This window comes from Candidatus Neomarinimicrobiota bacterium (assembly GCA_022573815.1).
GTDB lineage: Bacteria > Fidelibacterota > SORT01 > SORT01 > SORT01 > JACZTG01.
The window spans coordinates 1-22452 of record JACZTG010000031.1; the positions used below are offsets into that span (position 1 = coordinate 1).

Genomic DNA, 22452 nt, shown 5'->3' on the forward strand with positions numbered 1-22452 from the left:
GAAATTTGACTCATTGGAGTTCAAATTGTTTCTCCCCGACAGAGTTCCGCCGAATTTGGTAAGTATATTCCAGTCGGAAAACCTGCTCTGATATGAAAATTCTTCTGTTTTTTATGATGCTTTTTTTCGGAAATCTCAAATATAAGGTATGCGACTATCCTTAGTATGCCGTTGAACAAATACATTACTGGTAACGCTTGTAAATAATAAATTAAGCTACAATTGCATATTATAACCTTCAAGAAATATTTTATGATTGAAAACGCGAATAGTTCCAAGATTTTTATGATTTTATTGCAAGAATAAGAAGATATTGAGGTAATGAGTGTTTCGACATCGAGTGTTGGGAAAAATATAGTTGAATATGCGCGGGTTGCTCGGTAATTTCATTTCGGCTTGAAAAAATAAGTAATGCTAAATAATTCAAAACATTAAAAATAGGCGCTATAGTGGGTAAAAATGATATTACCGAATTGCTTGAAAGTCAGTCAAAAAATTTCGAGCATTGGGAAAAAATAAAAGACCTGATTGACGGTAGTATCTCAATGATGCTGAATTACAGGCAAAGCGGTCACCCTGGAGGATCCCGGTCAAAAGTTCATGCACTTGTCGCCACTCTTCTTGGCGGGGTTATGAGATGGGACATACGAAGACCGGAGCATCCTTATGGTGATAAATTTATCCTAATCGCAGGTCACACAACACCTTTGATTTATGCAACGCTCGCCGTTTTTAACGAAGCATTGCTTATTAAACAAGGTGATACAGGTGACGATAAGTACGCGGTGCCTGATGCTGAAAATAGACAGTTGATATGGAAAGACCTTCTAACGCTGCGCAGGCGTAATGGCCTGCCAGGTCATGCTGAAAGTGAAGGGAAAACGCTTTTTTACAAAGCAAATACGGGTCCATCGGGTCACGGCGGGCCTCCAAGTGTTGGAGAGGCTGTTGCTTTAAATCGAGCCGGAGCCAACGAAGTGCGAGTATTTGCATTTGAAGGTGAGGGAGGGTTGACTGCCGGGGCAAGTCATGAATCAAAGAATTCAGCGTGGGGTCTTGGGGCAGGAAATCTTGTGTGGGTCATTGACTGGAACGACTTTGGGATAGATGACCAGCGAGTCAGTTCCGTGGTAAACGGTACACCAGAGGATTGGTTCAAGCCGTATGGCTGGAATGTGTACGGAACAGAGCAGGGTTCTGAGTGGGAGCCGGTCACCGAATCATTGTTGTCGGCTGTTAACGATTCTGATGATAAAATACCTAAAATGGTATGGGTAAAAACAAGGAAAGGTCGTGATTATCTGAAATATGACAATAAATCACACGGAACACCTCATAAGCTTAATGATGAGCTTTTTTGGAGAACTCTTGATCCTCTCAAAGAAAAATATGGAATAGAATTTGTTGGAGAAGGTGAACCTGTTCCTACGAACCATTCCGCTTTAATGGAGCAGGCGAGTGAAAACTTCAAAAGAATGTTCGCTGTTTTAAAGAAAGACGAAGCCCTGACTAACTACATAGCAGACAGGTTAGTGGAAATTGGCGATTCGGTTCCGGAAGAGATTAAACTAAAATTTGCAAGAAATAATAATCCGGACGAAAATAATCAAATCACTGATTTTGAGAATTACCCGGCTGATATATATTTAAAACCCGGTGAAATCGCTCCTAACAGAGCCGGATTAGCTAAATGGGGCGCTTATGTGAACAGCGTCTCCGAAAAGGAATATGGCAGACCGCTATTTCTTGTTGCATCGGCTGATCTGGCTGATTCAACTAATATTTCAGGTTTTGCAAAGGGATGGGGTGATTTTGACGGATGGGGCAGATTTGATAAAGATGAAAATGTAAACGGGATCCTGCTGCCGCAAGAGATAACAGAATTTACCAATGCAGGGATTATGGCCGGGATAGCTTCTGTGAATCTGTCTGCAACGCCATTCGAAAATTTTATCGGGTTTTTTGGAGCATGCTCAACTTACGGTTCATTCAGTTATCTGAAATACGGACCAATGCGGTTATTCAGTCAGATGTGTCAAGATTCGCCAATAAAATTAGGGAAAGTTCTTTGGATTGCCGGACACTCAGGCCCTGAAACGGCGGAAGATTCGAGAACCCACTTTGGAGTGTTTTCGCCGGGGGTAACACAGCTCTTCCCCAAGGGACACGTTCTTGATTTACATCCGTGGGAGCATAATGAAGTTCCGGTAGTTCTCGGAGCCGCATTAAAGACCGATGCTCACATCATCGCACTGCATTTGACACGACCCGGGATTGAAATTCCCGACCGGAAAGCTCTCAACATCGAAAGTCATTTCGAAGCGGCTAAAGGAGCATATCTCATAAAGGATTATGAAGAGGGCGAGCCTAAAGAAGGCGTTGTCCTTATTAGGGGAACTTCTCCGACCGCAAACCTCATAAAAGTTCTCCCGGAGATTCTTAATAGTGGGCCAAATGTAAAAATTGTAGCTGCAATAAGCCTTGAGCTTTTTGATCTACAGTCGGAAGATTACAAAAAGAAAGTTTATTCAGAATCCGAGAGACTCGATAGTATGATAATAACGAATGGCTCAATCGGGAATATGGCCGGCTGGTCAGGTGGCCCACAAACGAATGAATATTCTCTTTCGTCTGATTTTGACAACAGGTGGAGAACGGGCGGTTCATTAGAAGAGGTAATCGAAGAGGCACATTTATCTCCTCATTATATCCTTGATGCGATAAAAAAGTTTGCTTCGAATAAAGATAAACGTATTGAAAAAATTAGATCAAATCTAAATAATTTATAAATAGGAAATAAAATATTTAATGTCAGAGAATAACTTAATAAAGCCCCATGGAAGCGATGAGCTAAATGTTCTGCTTTTGAGCGGGGATGAAAAGAATAGCGAGCTCCAACGAGCTAAATCTATGAAAACTATTGAAATTACGAGTCGTGAATCAGGTGACCTCATAATGCTTGGAATAGGCGGATTTACGCCGCTGAGCGGTTTTATGGGTCAGGATGACTGGAAAAGTGTATCATCGGATATGCAGTTAAGTGACGGCACTTTTTGGCCAATTCCAATAACCCTTTCGGTAACCGAAGACGATGCGTCATCCATAGAAATTGGTTCTGAGATAGCGTTATTCAGTTCTGAAACCGAAGAAATTATGGCTACGATGAAAGTTGAGGATAAGTATTCGATAGATAAATCAAAAGAATGCATGGATGTATTTAAAACTGAAGATTCCGAACATCCGGGTGTAAAAATGGTTATGGAACAAAAAGCGGTAAATATTGGTGGAACCGTCACAGTCCTCAGTGAAGGAATATTTCCGGAAAAATTTGCCGGAGTTTATCATCGACCGGAAGAAAGTCGGCGCATATTCGAGGAAAATGGTTGGCGCCGTATAGCTGTGCTGCAACTTCGCAATCCCATGCACCGCTCTCATGAATATCTTGCCAAAATCGCTTTGGAAATTTCAGACGGGCTTTATATTCATCAGCTTGTTGGGAACCTGAAACCGGGAGATATTCCGGGTGAAGTACGCACGGAATGTATTACAGCATTGGTAGATAATTATTTCGTCCCGGGAAGTGTTGTAATAGGCGGATATCCATTAGATATGAGGTATGCCGGTCCAAGAGAGGCGCTGCTTCACGCTCTGTTCCGGCAGAATTACGGCTGTACTCATCTCATCGTAGGCAGAGACCATGCCGGAGTCGGCAGCTACTATGGTCCGTTCGATGCGCAGGACATATTTTTGGAAATTCCAAAAGACTCCCTTAAAATTACAATTTTGCCTATAGATTGGACTTTTTATTGTTTCGAGTGTAATGAAATGTCTTCGACAAAAACATGTCCTCATGAAAAAGAAAAAAGATTAATGCTCTCAGGGACAGAATTAAGAAGGTTACTCTCAGAAGGAGAAGAAGTGCCGGAGCACTTTAGCCGTCCTGAAGTATTGAAAATACTGAAAAAATATTATGAAGGAGTAAAGCATAGTTAAGATTCATTTTTCTTGATTTTACCTTATTCTTTGCATAACGTCTTATCTATTATCGAAATATTATTCTATGGGAATAATGATTATAGCAATAGCAGTATCGTTAAATTCGTAACCAGCTTAGCTAAGATGGCAGGAAGGATGCTGAATTGAGATTTGAGCTTACACCGAGAGCCTGTTATATTTCATCTCCGCCGGGAGTAAAAACCGCAGTAATAGAAAAAGTCCTTGAAAGCCGCGATCTGGTAACTATTCTTGGTTCAGAAGTGGCTAAATCAGCGGATGTCAGCGGAAAAAATATATTAAACTCGATTGTTTCTTCAGATTATATGATAGCTGTTTTGCGGTCAGGCGCAGAAAACACAAACGTATATTATGAAATCGGATTAGCTCACGGATTGGGAAAAAGAACTTTGATTTTCGCCTCGCCCGAGATAAAACAATCAGTGACAAAACTCAAAAGTTCTCTCTATATACGCTTGGAAATAAATAATGAAGACTCGGTAGCTTTTGTAATCGATCAAATTCTTGGCGCACCGGAAATAGAATTAAATTTTCCCGGGATAGCAGTTGGAAGGAACAAGCCAATTGGAAAACTTGCCGAAGAGCTCCTTTCGGACCTTAATAATCCGGATAGTACATGGGGGGCGTATCCGGAGAACGCCGTTGTTCGGGCACTTGGTACGAGCGGCGTAAACGCATTGGTTAAATCTAAATATTGGGATTACGGAGCCGACATAGCTGTCTGGGCAGATGAGTTGGAAAATATCATCGGAAACCCCTTACTGGTGGAAGTAAAACAAACTATAAGCGGAACGACCAGCATTACACGTTTATCAAATCAGCTGGAATCATATCTTGACCATTCGAACGCCGAATATTTATTATTACTATATCTTGATGGACCTGATAGCGATTCAAAGGCATGGGAGCAAATTCCTGATTCTGTTTTCCATATGCATATTCCTGATTTTTTGGAAACTTTTGGGAATAATAATTTAATACAGATAGTAAGTTCTCTTAAAGATAAAAGCGATGAAATGGCTATTGCGAAAACTGATGACTAAAATATCCCAACCGAAAATTAATCAAATTTTAAGTTTAATAAAAAAAAGCGAATCAATCGAAGAACAACAATACGCCCTTAAATGGCTTATGACAAATGTTTTAGAGAAGATTCCGGGTTTGAGCGTTACAGAGAAAAATGGCTTAAAAAAATCAAGGAAAAATGAGATCAAAATCGTATGCTGGAACGAACAGCATCCAGATGGATTATATTTTTTCCCGAGTATTTTGGCGGTTGGAGCGATTAATTGGCTCGATCCTGTAAGCAGTAACCATATTAAATGGTTTGTGGGTAATATGAAGAAAATGGGTCTATCATGCGGAATATTATTTGCCGTAGGTAAACTGACGGAAGATGAAGTTGAGCGTTCCGATACGAGAGATCTGATTTCATTAGCGCTCGGAGACGAAAGAAAAGTAGTAATTCTTGATGGAAGCGATCTTGAAAAATTAACCAGTTCAGAACGGTTGGTGGCGCTTATAAAAGAAAAACTTTGCGAGCTGGCAGTGGCATGAAAGTCAATTAAATTTGAAAAGCAGTATAGAAAGGGAGAAAAATAATGAGCCCAAGTAAAACAAATTCAATGATGAAATTAAGCGTATTTATGTCCACGCTATTAATAATATTGGTGTTGATAAGCTGCCATTCAACCAAAGAAGTCGCTAAATCCGATGATATGGAGATGATGAATGATAAGGAGACGGCGCCTGAAATGATTACGGCGATGCCGGTACCGGAATCTGCATTCGGAATGATGGTTCCTCAGGATAAAGGATATATCGTGGAAGATCTTGGTGACGGACTCTATTGGGTAACCGAAGGAGTATATCAGGTAATATTTCTTACAACCGGAGAGGGAGTAATTGTAGTGGACGCGCCCCCTTCAATGGGCGACAAAATTCTCGCAGCAATAGCAGAAATTACAGATGAACCGATTACACATGTAATTTATAGTCATTCGCACGCCGACCATATCGCAGCTGCAAGTATGTATCCGGCGGATGCCACATATATTGCGCACGAAGCTACCGCAGAAAAACTATCGGAGATGGAAGGTGGTTCAAGAATAGCTCCTTTTGGCGCATTTCTTGGCGGCTCGCCAGTACCAAAGCCGACGGTCACCTTTAAGGAGAGTTACACACTAAAAGTAGGCAACCAAAAACTCGAATTAACCTACAGAGGAGCAAATCATATCGAAGGAAACATTTTCATCTATGCGCCAAAGCAGAAAGTATTGATGTTTATTGATGTTATATTTCCGGGTTGGGTGCCGTTCAAGTATTTGGCAGTAACGGAAAATGTCACAGAATTTATTGCCTCTCATGATGATGTATTGTCTTTCGATTTCGAGACATTGGTTTCCGGTCATTTAGGACGAAGAGGCTCAAGGCAGGACGTTGAAACACAAAAAGAATATATACACGATGTTCGGGCCAATGCCGCTGCTGCGCTGCAAACAGTAGATTTTATGGCAGTTGCCGAGAAAACAGGCTGGGCAAACACATGGCTGCTCTTTGATACATATCTGAATGAAGTTACGCAGATTTGCACAGACTCTACATTAGCCAAATGGGGTGGAGTTCTGGGCGGTGCCGATGTCTTTACACCGGGACATTGTTGGAAGATGGCAGAAATGCTTAGAGTTGACTGATATTTCGCTATTCTCTAATAAATAAATTCGGAGAATAATATTGAACCCTGTCGTTAATTACGGCAGGGTTCCTCATTATAAATAGATCAAACCCACCCGAATGGAATACCTTTACTGTAAACCCGTTTCGAAAAGAGCGCCGCAAGCAGCACAAGGCCGCCCGTGAATATCGGTGAATAAGTAGTAGAAACCTGAAGTCCTAAAATAATAATTGTAAGCACTAAAAACAGGCAAAATGAAGCAAGTTTTTTCCTAAAACCACGAAGTGATTTCAATTCCGTCATATCATCATCGGAGATTTGATCTTCAGGTTTTAATTTTTCAAATATCGCATCTACGGCAGGCTGAATCTTAAAATGAACTCTCGAAAGCAATATTATAAGAGTAAAGAGAAGCAGTGTTTTAAGGGAAATTATCCACTCTGTCCAAAGCGCTTCCAATCCAAACGAACCGAAAACCAATAGCAGGATACCCGATATTCCAACTGTAGCCTGATAAACAAAACAGCGTGTGGAACCGCCGGAAAGTATGCTTTCCATATATATATCGACCGGATAATTTATTTCCGGCCCTAATTTTCCGCGCTCGGCAACTAATATCAGATTAAAAAGCGGTACGGACATAAAGACGAAGCTGATAACATGAACGGCTATTAATAGATTATATAGAATTTCCATTGCGGCACCTCCCTGATTATATTATATAGTAATGAATTATCACTCATAAAACAAATAGGTAAATAGGGCAAGAAATTGTCACGAAAATATAAACTGTTTCAGGTAGATTCATTCACCGACACTGCTTTTCGCGGTAATCCCGCTGGTGTAGTATTAGATGCCGACGGGTTGACCGATCAACAAATGCAGCAGATAGCGAGAGAGCTGAACAACTCTGAAACGGTTTTTATATTATCTCCCACGGCATCCGATCACGAAGTATGGCTGCGATATTTCACACCGACAATGGAAGTGCCGACGTGCGGACACGCTACTATTGCGGCGCATTATATACGGGCTCTGGAAAACGGAATCAATTCCGGAGTCGTGATGCAAAAAATCGGTATTGGCATCCTGCCGATTGAAATTATCAGAGAAAATGGAGACCTGAAGATTTTGATGACTCAGGGAGAAGTGAAAATTTCTGATCCTGTTGACGGAGAATTATTACGAGAAATATTAGAGGCTCTGAAATTAAATCGATCTGATATTCAAGAAAATTGTCCGGTTCAGGAAGTGTCAACAGGCTCCTGTAAATACATTATATGCCTAAAAAATTCTGATATATTAAATAAAATCGAACCGTCGTTTTCGAAATTAACTACTATCAGTGAATCCACAGGTTGCAAAGGATACTTCCCGTTTTCGTTTGACACGGGGAGGGAGGAGATACTAACTACAGCCCGTATGTTCGCACCGGCAATGGGGATAAACGAAGACCCCGTTACGGGAAATGGCAACGGTCCGCTGGGCGCTTATATGATTCATAACAATCTTGTAGAGCACGACGGAAAGAATTTTAAGTTTCGAGGAGAGCAAGGCGTTTCAATGGGACGGCAGGGATTTGTGGATGTTTCAGTGGAAATTGAAGACGGTGAACCTGTGAAAGTAATAATTGGCGGGAAAGCCGTCACAGTGTTTCAAACCGAAATTGAAATATAACTAAGAAAGATCAAGTTCTCCCTCTACCTTATAATAACTCTTCTCAAGTTCAAGAAGACGCTTCTTTCGCCATAATCCACCGCCGTAACCGCGTAACTTTCCATTTGATTCGATGACCCGGTGACAGGGAATAACAATTGACATATAGTTAGAGCCGTTAGCACGCCCAACAGCACGTGATGCTCCCGGCTTATTTAATTCGGTGGCAATATTTCCGTAACTTTTTGTTACACCATAGGGAATTTTAAGTAGGCGACTCCAGACTTTTTGTTCGAATTTGGTTCCCATAATATCTAAATCAATGGTAAACTCTTTTGCCTTGCCGCTGAAATATTTTTTTAATTCTGCTTTCAAAACTTTTAGATAATTATTGTCACCGAGAAGTAGGATTTTTTTGTATCGCTTTTCAACCCGCGTAAGGATACGGTCAATTCCGCCTCTATCCTGCCATTCTAAAAAACAAAGTCCGTTGTCTGACGCTCCCGCTATCATATCTCCAAGTGGACTGGGAAGATTAGTATAATATATTTTATCGGTATGCATTTTTTGGGGAAGGAATTACGCCGAATTCTTTTATAAAGGCATCTCTAAATCCGCTTGAAGATTCATAGCCGATTTCTAATGCCGCTGTGAACTGGTCTTGACCTGATTGGAGAAGCTCGCGGGCATAGCCGAGGCGCAGCTTTCTGTGAAACGCCAATGGCGTCATTCCGACATGGTTATTAAAATAGCGGCGGACAGTAGAGATATTTGTTCCGGTAAATTTGCTTAACATGGTTTCATTAAGTCTTTTGTCGCGGTTGTCTTTCATAAAGCGAACCACTGAATGTAGCCATAATGGTAGCACGTCAGGATATTTTTCTGATTTACATCTTTTACATCCTCTTAGGCCAAATGCTATTGCCTCTTCGCGCGATTCGAAAAATCTTACGTTTTCTATTTTTGGTAATTTTGCTTTGCAGGACGGCAGACAATAAATTCCGGTTGTTATAACTCCTACATAAAAAAAGCCGTCATAAGAAGTATCACACTCTTGCATTGCTTTAACCATCGTGTTATAGTTATAAGAATTCATGCTAAAAAGATAATCGGAATCATATTCAGTGTCTACCGATATTCGAGCAAGGAACTGAGATTACATTTTGAAAGAATTGCATCTGAGCGATGAGTCCAATAATTTTAGAGATTCTGAAACAGTAAACTCTAACGGGACATTTATTTGGAATGAATAATTCGGACAATGTGCAAATAGTTCCATTTGACGACAAATACGCTGAAGATTTTAAGAGATTGAATTTGGAGTGGATAGAAAAATATTTTGTAGTGGAGGGAAATGATAGAAAACATCTCAATCATCCACGTGAAAATATTATAAATCAGGGTGGAGAGATTTATTCAGTGATTGAAAACGGAAAAGTTATGGGAGTATGCGCCCTTGTGTACTATGGCGAAGGAATATACGAAATCGCGAAAATGGCGGTAGAAAAAGACGCGCGCGGAAAGGGTTACGGCAATTTGCTGATAGAAGCGGCGATAGATGGCGCAAAAGAAAAAGGGGCAACAAAAATAATCATCGTATCAAATACGATTTTAGAACCCGCGATAAAACTATATAAAAAATATAAGTTTAAAACCACAAGACTTGGACAAGATCCAAATTACGAGCGCGGCAATATTAAGATGGAATTAATTCTTTAATATCAAAAATAACGGTTTCAGATGGGATTGGGAACGTTCCGTTGATGAAGGTAGAACGTGGACCTTGAGCTGGAGAATTGAGTATACAAGAAAAATGTAGTTTCCAATTCGATAATTATAATTCTATATAGATAATCTATTTACGCTTGATGATTTCAAGGAGCGTCCTTACATTGATTTTGCTCTTAATCTGAGTACCGTCACCGGGCGACATATTCATGAAAATGAAAATAACATAGAGGAATAAATCATGGCAGATGCTCTTGTAAATTATAAGGTGGAAAAAGGAATAGCCGTAATGGAGTTGTCAGATCCGCCTGCAAACACATACACTCACGAGATGATGGTTGAGCTTGATAAGCATATTATATCAGCCCGTTTCGATGAGAAAGTAGAAGTAATCGTTTTAACCGGAGCCGGCGATAAGTTCTTTTCGGCCGGCGCAAATATAAATATGCTCAAGGAATCAGATCCTTATTTTAAGTATTACTTCTGTCTCCACGCCAATGAAACTCTGAATAGATTCGAGCAGACCCCGAAGCTTGTTATAGCCGCTCTAAACGGTCATACTGTTGGTGGTGGACTGGAAATCGCTATGGCAGCTGATATTCGGATCGCCCGTGAAAACGGCGGCAAAATAGGATTGCCGGAGGTAACCTTAGGCGTTCTTCCGGGGACGGGCGGCACTCAACGGCTTGGAAGACTTTTAGGTAAGTCGAAAGCAATCGAACTTATGGCAACCGGTACGCTACTTTCTTTTGAAGAGGGGAAAGAATTAGGCTTGATAAATCAGATTTTCGAAGGGGATGATTTCAAGTCTCAGGTAATGGATTACGCAATGCAATTCACAACGCCCAATAAGGCAAGCGGAGCAGTTGGAAGAATTAAACGAGCGGTATGCTCGGGGGTAGAAGTTCCTTTCTCGGAAGGGTTGGCAATGGAACGCGAGATGCAACAATTACTTTTCCAGGGCTCTGATGCGAAGGAAGGACTTGCGGCATATATTGAAAAACGCGAAGCCATATTCACAGGTAAATAAAATTGAATTCGTTTGAGGTAAAACACAAAGGCATATTAATTAACGGGAAATGGACGGAAGCTTCCGGAGGGAAAACAGTTCCAACCATAAATCCCGCTACCGAGGAAACGGTGGCAGATATAGCTTCCGCGAATGTTGAAGATGCTAACAGGGCTGTAGCGGCAGCGCGAGAGGCTTTCGATGACGGAAGGTGGAGCGGAAAATCTGCTGCCTCCCGCGCAAAAGTGCTCTTTAGAATTGCCGATCTGCTGGATGAACAGAATGAAGAAATCGCCACGCTTGAAACTCTCGATAACGGTAAAACGTTTTTTGAGTCGAGTAAAATCGATGTGCCGTTCGTCGCAAATTTATTCAGGTACTACGCAGGGTGGTGCACCAAATATCACGGGGAAACAATTCCGGTTTCCGGACCGTTTCTGAATTATACTCTACGCGAACCTCTCGGCGTTGTGGTTGCCATCGTGCCGTGGAATTTTCCTTTGCTGCTCACATCGTGGAAAGTAGCGCCCGCACTGGCTATGGGTAACACTATAGTGCTGAAGCCGGCAGAAATTACTCCGTTGACGGCGCTAAAATTAGGTGCGATCTGTCAGGAAGCAGGACTGCCGGACGGTGTATTGAATGTTCTTCCCGGAAAAGGTTCCGTTGTGGGACAGGCTCTTGTAGATCACCCCGATGTGGATAAAATCACTTTTACCGGTTCAACTCTCGTCGGAAAGCAAATTATGAAATCCGCAGCCGACAGTATGAAAAAACTTACATTGGAACTGGGCGGGAAATCCCCCAACATAGTATTCGAAGACGCTAATATTGATGCGGCATTGAAGGGCGCTATCAACGGCATATTCTATAACAAGGGCGAAGTCTGCGCAGCAGGTTCACGGATTTTAGTTCAGGAATCTATTTATGACGATTTTGTCAAAGCGCTCGGCGAAAGAGCCGATTCATTAACTTTAGGTGATCCTTTCGATAAGGGTACCCGTATGGGACCGGTGGCTTCTGAAACACAGATGGAAAGTGTTTTGGGCTACATAGAATCCGGTAAGAGCGATGGCGCAAAATTGGTTGCGGGAGGCTCCCGCGCCGAAATGAAAGCCGGATATTTTGTACAGCCGACAGTTTTTGAAGGCGTTACTCCGGAAATGAAAATTGCCCGTGAAGAAATATTCGGGCCTGTAGTCGCTGTTATGAAATTCAAGGATGAAGAAGACGCTCTGAAAATCGCCAATGATTCCCCATACGGTCTCGCTTCCGGAGTTTGGACGAGCGATGTGGGAAGAGCGCATCGAGTCGCCGCAGGACTAAAAGCCGGTACAGTTTGGATTAACACTTATAACATATATGACCCGGCTTCTCCATTTGGCGGTTACAAAGAGAGCGGATTCGGACGAGAACTGGGAATGCACGCACTCGACTATTACACACAGGTTAAAAGCGTCTGGGTAAATCTCGGACTCTAATCAGAAAGACCATCTGATGTTCAGCCATCCGGCGCAGATTAATATATGAAAGTCGGAACCGATTATACCCTCAGAGAGTTAATGATTTGCTCCGCAGCACGGGAAATCAAGAACGGCGATATCGTTTTCGTTGGTATGCGTCTGCCCTTAATAGCGTTTGTAGTCGCTAAACAAATCTACGCTCCGGATTCTGTAGGATTGTTTGAAAACGGAGTTATCCGTTCCACTCCAAGCCGTTCGCTGATTTACACAATGGGTGATTCTCCAAACCTTGTTGGAGCTACTTCGACTGGGGATATGCTGTCGGTGATGGCATACCTTCAGCAAGGACGGGTGGACGTGGGATTTCTTGGCGGTGCGGAGGTGGATAAATTCGGAAACTTGAATTCAACAATTGTTAAAAATGAAGACAGCGCCGTTCGGCTTCCGGGAAGTGGTGGAGCGTGTGATATTGCTTCATTGGCTAAGCGGGTTTTGATAATAATGAACCATGAAAAGCATCGTTTCGTCGAAAGAGTAAATTATATCACCTCGCCCGGTCACGGCGATGGTTTGTTGCGAAGGGAAGATATTGGTTTAAGGGGCGGCGGTCCGGCAGCGCTGATTTCAACGATGGGAGTGTTCGGATTCGTTGATGGAGTTATGAATACCCGTAGTATCCATCCCGGCTTTACGGCAGCGGAGCTGATTGATGCGACAGGATTTGATTTGCAGGTGCCAGGCGATGTGATGGAAACCGAACACCCAAAAGAAGATGAGTTAAAAGTGATTCGTGAATACGACCCGAAGGGATTCTGGACAGGCTGGAACTCTGAAGAGAGGGGAAATTGAAAGTGACGGGAAAAATTATGTCAATGAAAGAGGCGATTGAAAAATATGTTCCCGACGGTTCTTCAGTTGCAATGAGTACTTTTATGGAACAGCTGATCGTATTTGCGGCGGCTCACGAGCTGATTCGCCAGAGGAAAAAGAATCTCACACTCATCGGACCTATTTCTGACATCCTCTTCGATCAGGTTATCGGTGCCGGATGCGTATCTGAAGTTAAAGCTGCATGGGTAGGAAATGTTATGATGGGTTCCGCGTATCAATTCAGAAGAGCTGTAGAGGAAGGAATCCCGAACGCTATTAATCTGATTGACTATTCAAACCTGACGATGGCTTTGGCTCTTCATGCGGCAGCTCTCGGCGTACCGTTTCTTCCCACGCATTCCACTTTAGGAAGCGATATTTTAAAAGAGAATCCCTACCTAACGGAATTTGTTTCGCCGGTGTCCGATGATAAGCTTGTTGCGGTTGAGGCGTTGTCGCCTGATGTTGCGATTATTCCTGTTCAGCGATGCGATGAATTCGGAAACGCGCATATCTGGGGAAGTCTCGGAATTTCTATAGATGCAGCGAAAGCGGCGAAATGTGTTATTCTCATCGCCGAAGAGGTCGTTTCTTCGGAGATAATAAACAGCGATCCGGGACGTACTCTGATACAAGGATTTCAGGTTGATGCGGTAGTTCATGAACCGATGGCCTGCCATCCTTCGCCTGTGCAGGGTAAGTATAATCGGGACGATGAATATTTCAAGGAGTATCATTCCGAGACTAAGTCGCGCACAGAATTCGAAAATTGGCTGCGGAAATGGGTATATGGTGTAGATGACCGGACCGGTTATATGAAAATTCTTGGGAATGAAAGAACGAAAAACTTGAAGATAAAAAACTCGGCTCCCACCGCGCCCGCTGATTTTGGAATTTGACGATTGGCTGCAGAAATTGTATTATATTAGAAATATAGTTATTATCAAATAGATCGGATTTATAATAACGCAGGATATTCTCCGGCAGATAGTGAAAGGCAATCTAAATGGTTACGACAGATAAGCTGACCGAGGTTGGAACGAATGAGACAGTTGAATTCCGTGCCACGGTAAATGACCAACCCGTCCTTCTGAATATTTCCGAAGATAAATCTTTATTGGATGTTTTGCGTGATGATTTAGGTCTCACAGGCGCAAAGCGTGGCTGCGATGTTGGCACTTGCGGCTCATGTGCGGTCATTCTGAATGGCAGGGCTCTGGATTCGTGTATTATAATGGCTAAAGATGCCGTTGATGCCGAAATTCAAACGATTGAAGGAGTGGCGAAGGACGGTGTGCTTCATCCATTGCAGGAAGCGTTCATTACTACACACGGCTTTCAATGCGGGATCTGCACGTCAGGATTTATTATGTCGGGAAAAGCATTATTGGACAAGGAGCCAAAACCGACAACCGCTCAAATAAAAAAAGCAATTCACAAAAACATTTGCAGATGCACCGGTTACGAACAATTAGTTGAATCGGTTATGCTGGCTTCAGGACAGCTCAGTGAAGATGAACTTGAGACGGGAAATCTTAAGATTGTTCGCTCGGTTGACGACAATTCTCCCGATGGAAAATGGGAAGGGAAAGAGCTTCAGGTGATCGGTCACTCCAAATCGCGAATTGAGTCAAGAAGCAGAGTCACCGGCGAGGCATTGTACACGGCTGATATTTCCGTAGATGGAATGGTGCATGGCGCTACTGTTTGGAGCGATAGGATTCACGCGAAAATCGTCTCCATCGATACTTCAGCAGCGGAAGAGCTGGATGGAGTATTAAGAGTATTGACCCATAAAGATGTTACCGGTGATAATGCTTACGGAAAAAGATTACGCGATCAGCAAGTTTTCTGTGATAAAAAAGTCCGATACATTGGCGACCCGATTGCTCTTGTAGTTGCCGAAACAAGAAAAATCGCATACGAAGCAGTTGAACTGGTTAAAGTCGAATATGAAAATCTCCCGGCAGTGACAGACATTGAAGAGGCGATGGAGCCGGATTCTCCAAAAGTGCACGAAGAGAATAAAGATGGAAATATTCTCAGTTATTATCATCTTGAAAAGGGCGATATAGAGAAAGGATTCAAAGAAGCTGATATTATTTTGGAGCAAAGGTATAAAACTCAACCGCAGGATCATGCACCAATAGAACCGGAAGCGGCTATAGCCTATTTCGATGAGGATACGGATAAGTTGACAGTATATTCCCCGGGTCAATCCGTTTTCTTTGACAGGCTTAATATCATACGCGCATTGGGAATACCGAAAGAAGATGTTCGGTGTATCCAGCCGGCAATCGGTGCGGCATACGGAAAACGAGAGGATATCTATGCCCAAATTCACGCTGCGCTTGCGGCGATGATTCTCAATCGGGCAGTGCGAATAGAGTGGACAAGAGAAGAAACGATGACATCCACTTCGAAGCGAACGAGGCAGATAACTGATATAAAGATCGGGGTGAAGAAAAACGGTAGAATTGTGGCTTATGAGGGAAGAATACTTGGTGATTCCGGCGCATACGCCTCGTGGTCGGTGAATATAATGCGAAAAGCGGGGGTTCTGCTTTCCGGCCCCTATGAGATTGATAATCTAAAAGTAGATTCCTACGCTATATATACAAATACACCGTTTACGGGAGCCACTCGCGGCTTTGGCGCCGCTGAAACAAATTTTTGTAGTGAGTCAATGATGGATGAGGCTGCTGAAGCGATAGGGATGGACCCACTGGAATTCAGGAAGATAAATGCGCTCAAGAAAAACGGGAAAACTTCGACGAATTTTGAATGGGATAGGTACGCTCCTCTTGAAGCAACACTTGATGAAGCAGCCAAAGATTTCAACTGGCAAGGGAGAAAGAGAAAACCAAATGATACTGACTCACCGGTCAGAAAAGGGATAGGGTTAGCCGGAATGTGGTATGGAATCGGATTTGGCTCCGGGATTCCCGATACAACGGATGTTATTACAGAACTCCACGACGATGGCAGTATAACGCTGTTTGTGGGTACAGTGGATTACGGAAACGGTTCAAACACAACCTTTGCGATGATGGCTGCGGAAACACTCGGCATAAATTTGGAAGATGTGGAAGTGGTAAACGCTGACACTGACAGAACCAAAAACTGTGGTTCAACTGTCGCTACAAAGCAGACTTATACAACGGGGAATGCTGTTATACGTTCATGTTACCCGATACGACAAGACGCTTTGGCAATAGCCGCCGAACTTTCCGGGAAAGATATAAAGAATCTAATTATCTCAAAAGGAATCGTAACTGACAAGACGGACTCATCATTCCGTATGAGTTTCAAAGAAGTTGCCGAGAAATTTATAGAAATGGGAAAACCTATCCGAAGAGAGGGAATATTCAAAGCGGCGGAGCTGACAGCGCCCCTCAACAAGGAAACGGGTCAGGGCAAAGCGTGGTTCCCAATGGCTTTTGGGGCTCAGATGGCGGAAGTAGAGGTGAATACCAAAACAGGCAAAGTAAAAGTAAATCATATTACCGCTTCACATTATCTCGGTAGAGCGATAAACCCGCGTGCGGTTCGAGGACAAATTGTGGGCGGAATTTCAATGGGTGTAGGGTTTGCTCTGTACGAAGATGTGGAATATGTGGATGGAATTCCTAAAAACACGAACTTCGACAAATATAAACTTATGCGTTCCAAGAATTATCCAAGCGTTAGCTGTGTGGTGCTTGAGCATGACGAATCAACTGCTCCGTTTGGCGCGATAGGAATCGGCGAACCGCCGACAATTCCGACTGCAGCAGCAATCGCAAACGCTGTCTATGATGCGGTGGGAGTAAGGATAAGAGATTTACCGATAACGCCGGATAAGATTTTGAAAGCACTGAAAAAAGAATGAAGCAACGGTAGTTGCTATTACATTTCTGATGGGGTAAATTTTGATAACTTTTAATAGATTGAAATCCTGCAACAGTACAGGTAGAATCTTTTAGTGCGGGTTGGGGCTTGCCCCGACCGCAAATAAATTCAAATTCTGTGATGTCAGGGTAAGCCCTAACCACCACAGATTAGAAACAGTTGAGCGCGAAGCAGAAGGAAATGTAAATCTATGACAGACAGTAATGGCGAAGAAAAAGCGCTAATCGAAAAAGTTAACAGGGGGCATCTGATAGAATCGGAAGAAGAGATGACTCCGGGCTATAAGAAAGCTCTGACGGTTATTCTTACGGTGCAAGGCGATACGGAACTCATGAGCGCGCCGTCATACTATCTTGCGGCGAAAGATGCTCCTAATATTAATTCCCGTATAGCTGTTTCAGCTATAATTCAGGATGAACTCGGGCATGCGAATATCGCTTACAGATTGCTTGAAGATATTGGAGTTAATAAACGTGATTTGATATACAACCGTGCGCCGAATAAGTTTAAGAACCCGTATGGATTCGATCAGGCTCTTGAGAATTGGCCTGAAATGGTTGTGGCTAACGGTTTTTTCGACAGAGCAGGAATCACTCTTTTATCAGATATCCATGATCATACGAGCTATGGACCCTGGAAAAGAGCGCTTGTTAAGGTAGGGAAGGAAGAGCTGCTGCATCTGCGTCACGGTGAGACTTGGATGAAACGTCTTTCCAAGGCAGGAGGCGCAGCGAAAGAAGGGCTGCAAAGAGCTGTTGATTGGATGTTCCCAATGACGTTGGAGTGGTTCGGTCTGCCGGACGACCTGAAAAGACACAACGACCAGCTCACTTACAAATTAAAGGGATTTACAAACGATGAGCTTCGGCAGATTTGGATGGCTAAGACCGTTCCGCTCTGTGAGGGGATAGGAATTAAGGTGCCTGCGCATTTTAATGAAGAAGCGGATAAATACGAAATGGAATACGAATTTCCCATTGAGTATAATCCGGATGAGAAATTATGGCTCTTTGATGAGCACATCACGTGGGAAAAGGTGTTTGAGCGCTGGCGCGGAAGAGGTCCGATGAATGAGCAATATGTAGAAATGATTCAAGGCAATTCAGAAAGCCCATTATCAGGATCGAAATGGCTTTTATAACAAAAGAGAATATTTTTGCTGCACTAAAAAAGGTGAACGACCCGGAGCTTCCTATCAGTCTGGTGGATATGGGTATGATATACGGTGTGGAAGTTGAGGACGGAAATGTGAATGTCATAATGACGTTTACAGCCAGCGGATGTCCTGCTGTGGATATGATAAAGGGTGATATAATTGACGAGTTAGAAAAATTAAAAGGTGTGAAATCCATAGATATTGAAGTGGTCTGGTCACCGCCATGGACAAAAGAGAGGCTGACCGATGATGGAATATACGCTCTTAAAGCGCTTGGCATAGCTGTTTAGGGAAAGATTGTCTGAGGGGAAATAAGTATGGCTGATGAAATATTTGAAGTATTCGGAAGAATTTCGAGCTTAGAACCGTTGATGCATGTGGGCTATGTAAACGCTCCGGGAATTGATCTCGCGAAAGTGTATGCTCACACAGTTTATAATGAAGAAAACTGGATTGAGCTTTGCGTGGTAAATAGGGGAGACATAATTCCCGTTTACAAAGAAGATGACAATCTCAATATAAAAGGGAATTGACCGTGGCAGAAAAGATAAAAGATTCTCTTCCAAGCGGCGTCGAAGAGGAATTCAAATCGCTTTTATTGAGCGTTTCTGACACCAAACTTCTTTTGGGTTATCATTTCGGCGAATGGACTTTTCGGACACCAACACTCGAATCAGGTATTGCCACCTGTAACTTTGCTCAGGACGAGCTCGGTCACGTGAGATTATTTCACGGTCTGTTGAAGAACAGTATGGGTGAAAGCGATACGACGCTTGTGCATGACAGGAACGCGGACGATTACCTGTCGGTTAAAAGTTTAAATTCGGATATATCGAATTGGTTAGAGCTGATTTCCCTTTCAGCGGTCATTGATACAGGATTGACTATTTTACTGAATTCGATGAGCGATTCAAGTTTTCGACCGCTGCGGGAGAGAGTCGGGAAAATACTTCAGGAAGAGAAATTTCATACGGATTATACCAACGCATGGATTATCTCTCTAACGAACGAATCCGATGAGCGTTCTAAAGCGGTAAGCGACATATTCAGAAAAACAATTCCGGTTTATGCGGAATGGCTGAACTCTATGAATACAACCGGACTTCTTGAGGCAGGCATTTTAAATAAATCGAGTAGTGATGTTCTTGATGAGACTATCGATACGTTAGACACACTTGCAGAGAAAGCCGGGCTGAGCGCGCCCAATACGATAGAGATTTCATCTAAGCAGGATGCCGATCTTCCGTTACATCCTGATGAAGACATTATTTACTCCATACGCGGAGAGAAAAATGAGGTTTACCGGATTTGAAAGAGACAATAAGCGCTACAAAACCGGTTGAATGTCCGTTTTGCGGATCAACCAATACAACAATATATTCTGCGTTCGGAACCACGTTGGCATTAGTGCAATACGTTTGCGATGATTGCAATTCTCCGTTTGAGTGGATCAAATGGGAAGAGGAAAAGAAAGACTGAAATAATCAGGGTTTTGGGGAGAACTTAAAATAACCCCTTGTATGCAAAATAGGGCAAGAAGATATAAAGAATCCCATCACGGATAGTATAAAATATTATAATAACCAATAAGAACCTCCAGCCTTTTTTCCTGATAAAATTCTTTAAGCCTTCTTCCCGAATTAGTTTTATCCATTCCCCGATAAAAGCCGGTTTAAGATATTTCACTTTTTAACAACTCTTTTCTATTAAATAATTCATAAATGATATAACATAAAGTAAACGACTACACCAGAGACGGATACAAATACCCAGGAAGGAAAAGTAATTTTAGCAATTTTACGGTGTTTGGGGAAATTTCCCTTCAAGGCTAAATAAACGGTACGTAATACTAATGGAACTATAGAAACAGCCATTATCGTATGTGTAATCAGAATAGTGAAATAAACATAACGAATTATTCCTGCGCCCTGAAACTTTACCGAACCCACATTCCAATGATAAAATATATATGAAGCGAAGAATAGAGCTGAGACGGCGATAGCAGAAAGCATAAATCGCCTGTGTGATTCTTTATTCGAACGCTTGATTTGGCGATACCCTAATACAATTAGCAAACCGCTTGTGGCATTCAGAATCGCATTGAGAGTAGGGAGGGCAGAATAATCCATGATATAAATGGGGAAATGTTATTTAAACAGCTAGCAGCTATGTTTTTACTAATTCTCCGCTATAGTCTCCACCTTTATCTTCGACGCATCTACATCATCCACAGCGGGAGATCTTATATCGTTCAGCAAGAAAGTTAAAGCCATAATCATTAGAATGAGTGGTGATAGAGCAATCAATCCTAATACTCGTTTTTCAAATTTTAAATGCATAAAATATAAAGCAACTAAAGAAGCTTTTCCCACGGCGCTACCCACAAGAAGAAATCCCTGTAACAGATTAGAATAAAAAGGTCCGTTTGGAATCAGCGCTATCACAATTTCGATAACTGTCAGTACCATGAGCCACCAAAATATTTTCATATAATTCGGTTCAGCGTGTTCGGTATGAGATTGATCATTCATTTAGTTTTCCCCTAAAGTTTATTATAAAAGATATACGAATGTGAATACTAAAATCCAGACAAGGTCAACAAAATGCCAATAAAGACCAACTAATTCTACTCCGTTGTAGTCTTCCGGAGAATATTTTCCTTTCGCGGAATTACGGAGAACAACCGACAGGTAAATTACGCCGCCCGTAACATGCATCCCGTGGAATCCTGTGATAGTGAAGAATGTGGTGCCGAATAAGCTGCTGCCCCACGGATTTGCCGAAAATGTCAATCCTTCTCCTATCAGATGCGTCCATTCAAATGCCTGTAGGCTGAGGAATATTACTCCCCCGAGGATAGTTAAGGTAAGATATTTTTTCAGTCCGGCGACATTTCCCTGTTTAATGGCAGAAAGCCCCTTTACCATCGTGAGACTGCTGACAATAAGCAGGAATGTCATAAAAGCAGTTAGACCTATACCGAGGATCTCTGACGGCACCGGCCAATTCAGACTTGCAACTCTATAAAATGCGTATCCAACGAGCAGTGTTCCAAACGACATCGCGTCCCCCGCGAGAAATAACCACATTCCCAATTTACCCCAACTTTCCGGAGTCAATGGAGAATCGTAACTCTCTTCGAAATTGTTTAGTGTGGTAGTTTCACTCAATTTTCGTTCCCTCCTTGATGTTCAAAGCGTTCTTTCGTTTGTTCGGTTGTGTTCGGAGATGATTTTCGTTTCATAATAATGAAACCTACAATAACAGATCCAATAATTAAAAAGGGCATTCCGGCGAGAATAGAATAAATCGCAATAATGCCGTTACTTCCTCCAGATTCTGCAATCGCTTGAGCACATCCGGGGCAAGCGTAAATAGCTGACGGCGTAATAAGCCATAATAATATTCCCGTTAACAGAATTCTTGCTGTTTTCATTAAAAGTAAACCAATACGTACAGAATTGGCCAGAGCAGCACCACAAAATACCAGTAAATTGCGCTAGCCCTAAATTTATCTGCTTCCTTTGGTGAAGTACCCAAGGTTCTATTGATTGAAAAATATGTAATAGCTAATAGCCAAAGAAGTCCTCCTGCAACATGAATCGCATGAGTCCCAATTATTAGATAAAACATCCCGCCGTAAACGCTCGATTGAAGCGTAAGACCAAAATTTACGAGTTTGAACCATTCATATCCCTGAATACTTAAAAATAGTATTCCGAGGATAGAAGCTAATATCATATACCGTAAATGTTTCGAATGATTATCGATGGATTTCCAGGCGCGTGACATCAAGTAACCGCTTGTGAGCAGTACAATCGTATTTATACCTGTGATGAAAACGGGAAGTGTGGGTTGATTGGGAGGAGGCCAGTCAACACTGCTCAATCTTAGAAGAAAAAAAGCTCCGATAAATCCTGAAAAGAGCATAAGTTCCGCGCCAATGAACAACATCATTGCCAGATACATGCTCTTAATCAGAGGCTTTGGA

25 protein-coding genes are annotated in these 22452 nt (G+C 42.4%); 17 read left to right on the forward strand and 8 right to left on the reverse strand.

The features are described from left to right. The first annotated feature begins 545 nt into the window (after positions 1-545). From IIB39_09825 to IIB39_09845, 5 genes are all read left to right on the forward strand, one after another. Entirely contained in the window at positions 546-2789 is a 2244-nt protein-coding gene (locus IIB39_09825; GenBank protein MCH8928997.1) for a transketolase, read from the forward strand. A 19-nt stretch (positions 2790-2808) separates the two neighbouring features. Continuing rightward, on the forward strand, positions 2809-3993 hold the full coding sequence (gene sat / locus IIB39_09830; GenBank protein ID MCH8928998.1) for a sulfate adenylyltransferase: 1185 nt from the start codon (positions 2809-2811) through the stop codon (positions 3991-3993). A gap of 146 nt (positions 3994-4139) precedes the next feature. Then, a complete protein-coding gene (locus IIB39_09835; protein ID MCH8928999.1) occupies positions 4140-5057 on the forward strand; it encodes a hypothetical protein in 918 nt (305 codons plus the stop codon). Continuing rightward, on the forward strand, positions 5050-5571 hold the full coding sequence (locus tag IIB39_09840; GenBank protein MCH8929000.1) for a hypothetical protein: 522 nt from the start codon (positions 5050-5052) through the stop codon (positions 5569-5571). The genes IIB39_09835 and IIB39_09840 overlap by 8 nt, the downstream gene beginning before the upstream one ends. A 320-nt stretch (positions 5572-5891) precedes the next feature. Continuing rightward, positions 5892-6707 carry an MBL fold metallo-hydrolase gene (locus IIB39_09845; GenBank protein MCH8929001.1) on the forward strand — a complete coding sequence of 272 codons (816 nt, stop codon included), beginning with the start codon at positions 5892-5894 and terminating at the stop codon, positions 6705-6707. Between the two features lie 86 nt (positions 6708-6793). Here the strand turns inward: IIB39_09845 and IIB39_09850 are convergent, their stop codons facing one another. Continuing rightward, a complete protein-coding gene (locus tag IIB39_09850) occupies positions 6794-7384 on the reverse strand; it encodes a hypothetical protein (GenBank protein ID MCH8929002.1) in 591 nt (196 codons plus the stop codon). 75 nt (positions 7385-7459) lie between these two features. On the opposite strand from IIB39_09850, the gene IIB39_09855 reads away from it, so the two are divergent. Further along, a complete protein-coding gene (locus IIB39_09855; protein ID MCH8929003.1) occupies positions 7460-8365 on the forward strand; it encodes a PhzF family isomerase in 906 nt (301 codons plus the stop codon). On the opposite strand, the gene IIB39_09860 is transcribed toward IIB39_09855, so the two are convergent. Together IIB39_09860 and IIB39_09865 are read right to left on the reverse strand one after the other, a co-directional pair. After that, the gene (locus tag IIB39_09860) at positions 8366-8908 is read right to left on the reverse strand and encodes a methylated-DNA--[protein]-cysteine S-methyltransferase (protein ID MCH8929004.1); all 543 of its coding nucleotides are present in this window, start codon (positions 8906-8908) and stop codon (positions 8366-8368) included. Beyond that, the gene (locus tag IIB39_09865; protein MCH8929005.1) at positions 8895-9404 is read right to left on the reverse strand and encodes a methylphosphotriester-DNA--protein-cysteine methyltransferase family protein; all 510 of its coding nucleotides are present in this window, start codon (positions 9402-9404) and stop codon (positions 8895-8897) included. Before IIB39_09865 ends, IIB39_09860 begins: the two co-directional genes overlap by 14 nt. A 185-nt stretch (positions 9405-9589) precedes the next feature. Here IIB39_09865 and IIB39_09870 point away from each other — a divergent pair, with 185 nt between their 5' ends. From IIB39_09870 to IIB39_09920, 11 genes are all read left to right on the forward strand, one after another. Next, positions 9590-10063: a GNAT family N-acetyltransferase gene (locus tag IIB39_09870; GenBank protein MCH8929006.1), complete on the forward strand. Its 474-nt coding sequence runs from the start codon at positions 9590-9592 to the stop codon at positions 10061-10063. A 250-nt stretch (positions 10064-10313) separates the two neighbouring features. Next, complete coding sequence (locus tag IIB39_09875; GenBank protein MCH8929007.1) at positions 10314-11102, forward strand: enoyl-CoA hydratase/isomerase family protein; 789 nt, start codon at positions 10314-10316, stop codon at positions 11100-11102. Next, positions 11099-12562, forward strand: a complete 1464-nt coding sequence (locus tag IIB39_09880; GenBank protein MCH8929008.1) for an aldehyde dehydrogenase family protein — start codon at positions 11099-11101, stop codon at positions 12560-12562. Before IIB39_09875 ends, IIB39_09880 begins: the two co-directional genes overlap by 4 nt. A 45-nt stretch (positions 12563-12607) precedes the next feature. Further along, positions 12608-13393 (forward strand): CoA-transferase, encoded by a 786-nt coding sequence (locus IIB39_09885; protein ID MCH8929009.1) that lies wholly within the window; start codon positions 12608-12610, stop codon positions 13391-13393. A gap of 17 nt (positions 13394-13410) precedes the next feature. Further along, positions 13411-14313: a CoA transferase subunit A gene (locus IIB39_09890; GenBank protein MCH8929010.1), complete on the forward strand. Its 903-nt coding sequence runs from the start codon at positions 13411-13413 to the stop codon at positions 14311-14313. Between the two features lie 107 nt (positions 14314-14420). After that, entirely contained in the window at positions 14421-17285 is a 2865-nt protein-coding gene (locus IIB39_09895; GenBank protein ID MCH8929011.1) for a molybdopterin-dependent oxidoreductase, read from the forward strand. Between the two features lie 210 nt (positions 17286-17495). Further along, complete coding sequence (locus tag IIB39_09900) at positions 17496-18446, forward strand: phenylacetate-CoA oxygenase subunit PaaI (GenBank protein ID MCH8929012.1); 951 nt, start codon at positions 17496-17498, stop codon at positions 18444-18446. Then, positions 18434-18751 (forward strand): metal-sulfur cluster assembly factor, encoded by a 318-nt coding sequence (locus IIB39_09905; protein MCH8929013.1) that lies wholly within the window; start codon positions 18434-18436, stop codon positions 18749-18751. Before IIB39_09900 ends, IIB39_09905 begins: the two co-directional genes overlap by 13 nt. Before the next feature lie 27 nt (positions 18752-18778). Then, entirely contained in the window at positions 18779-18994 is a 216-nt protein-coding gene (locus IIB39_09910) for a hypothetical protein (protein MCH8929014.1), read from the forward strand. Between the two features lie 2 nt (positions 18995-18996). Next, positions 18997-19773 (forward strand): phenylacetate-CoA oxygenase subunit PaaI, encoded by a 777-nt coding sequence (locus tag IIB39_09915; GenBank protein MCH8929015.1) that lies wholly within the window; start codon positions 18997-18999, stop codon positions 19771-19773. Then, positions 19770-19940 carry a hypothetical protein gene (locus IIB39_09920; protein ID MCH8929016.1) on the forward strand — a complete coding sequence of 57 codons (171 nt, stop codon included), beginning with the start codon at positions 19770-19772 and terminating at the stop codon, positions 19938-19940. The genes IIB39_09915 and IIB39_09920 overlap by 4 nt, the downstream gene beginning before the upstream one ends. Before the next feature lie 236 nt (positions 19941-20176). On the opposite strand, the gene IIB39_09925 is transcribed toward IIB39_09920, so the two are convergent. The 5 genes from IIB39_09925 to IIB39_09945 are packed head-to-tail and all read right to left on the reverse strand — an operon-like array spanning position 20177 to position 22418. Then, positions 20177-20590, reverse strand: coding sequence for a DUF420 domain-containing protein (locus IIB39_09925; GenBank protein MCH8929017.1), 414 nt, complete (start codon positions 20588-20590; stop codon positions 20177-20179). A gap of 48 nt (positions 20591-20638) precedes the next feature. Beyond that, positions 20639-20992: a cytochrome C oxidase subunit IV family protein gene (locus tag IIB39_09930; protein MCH8929018.1), complete on the reverse strand. Its 354-nt coding sequence runs from the start codon at positions 20990-20992 to the stop codon at positions 20639-20641. A gap of 21 nt (positions 20993-21013) precedes the next feature. Then, entirely contained in the window at positions 21014-21631 is a 618-nt protein-coding gene (locus IIB39_09935; protein ID MCH8929019.1) for a cytochrome c oxidase subunit 3, read from the reverse strand. After that, complete coding sequence (locus tag IIB39_09940) at positions 21628-21897, reverse strand: hypothetical protein (protein ID MCH8929020.1); 270 nt, start codon at positions 21895-21897, stop codon at positions 21628-21630. The genes IIB39_09935 and IIB39_09940 overlap by 4 nt, the downstream gene beginning before the upstream one ends. Beyond that, entirely contained in the window at positions 21897-22418 is a 522-nt protein-coding gene (locus IIB39_09945; protein ID MCH8929021.1) for a heme-copper oxidase subunit III, read from the reverse strand. The genes IIB39_09940 and IIB39_09945 overlap by 1 nt, the downstream gene beginning before the upstream one ends. Positions 22419-22452 lie beyond the last annotated feature (34 nt).

Coding starts and splice junctions, on each gene's coding strand:
- IIB39_09860 (MCH8929004.1), bottom strand. CDS start 8,908: ATGCATACCGATAAAATATATTATACTAATCTTCCCAGTCCACTTGGA.
- IIB39_09905 (MCH8929013.1), top strand. CDS start 18,434: ATGGCTTTTATAACAAAAGAGAATATTTTTGCTGCACTAAAAAAGGTG.
- IIB39_09865 (MCH8929005.1), bottom strand. CDS start 9,404: ATGCAAGAGTGTGATACTTCTTATGACGGCTTTTTTTATGTAGGAGTT.
- IIB39_09885 (MCH8929009.1), top strand. CDS start 12,608: ATGAAAGTCGGAACCGATTATACCCTCAGAGAGTTAATGATTTGCTCC.
- IIB39_09945 (MCH8929021.1), bottom strand. CDS start 22,418: ATGATGTTGTTCATTGGCGCGGAACTTATGCTCTTTTCAGGATTTATC.
- IIB39_09870 (MCH8929006.1), top strand. CDS start 9,590: ATGAATAATTCGGACAATGTGCAAATAGTTCCATTTGACGACAAATAC.
- sat (MCH8928998.1), top strand. CDS start 2,809: ATGTCAGAGAATAACTTAATAAAGCCCCATGGAAGCGATGAGCTAAAT.
- IIB39_09940 (MCH8929020.1), bottom strand. CDS start 21,897: ATGAAAACAGCAAGAATTCTGTTAACGGGAATATTATTATGGCTTATT.
- IIB39_09925 (MCH8929017.1), bottom strand. CDS start 20,590: ATGGATTATTCTGCCCTCCCTACTCTCAATGCGATTCTGAATGCCACA.
- IIB39_09825 (MCH8928997.1), top strand. CDS start 546: ATGATGCTGAATTACAGGCAAAGCGGTCACCCTGGAGGATCCCGGTCA.
- IIB39_09840 (MCH8929000.1), top strand. CDS start 5,050: ATGACTAAAATATCCCAACCGAAAATTAATCAAATTTTAAGTTTAATA.
- IIB39_09890 (MCH8929010.1), top strand. CDS start 13,411: ATGTCAATGAAAGAGGCGATTGAAAAATATGTTCCCGACGGTTCTTCA.
- IIB39_09850 (MCH8929002.1), bottom strand. CDS start 7,384: ATGGAAATTCTATATAATCTATTAATAGCCGTTCATGTTATCAGCTTC.
- IIB39_09930 (MCH8929018.1), bottom strand. CDS start 20,992: ATGAATGATCAATCTCATACCGAACACGCTGAACCGAATTATATGAAA.
- IIB39_09875 (MCH8929007.1), top strand. CDS start 10,314: ATGGCAGATGCTCTTGTAAATTATAAGGTGGAAAAAGGAATAGCCGTA.
- IIB39_09900 (MCH8929012.1), top strand. CDS start 17,496: ATGACAGACAGTAATGGCGAAGAAAAAGCGCTAATCGAAAAAGTTAAC.
- IIB39_09895 (MCH8929011.1), top strand. CDS start 14,421: ATGGTTACGACAGATAAGCTGACCGAGGTTGGAACGAATGAGACAGTT.
- IIB39_09910 (MCH8929014.1), top strand. CDS start 18,779: ATGGCTGATGAAATATTTGAAGTATTCGGAAGAATTTCGAGCTTAGAA.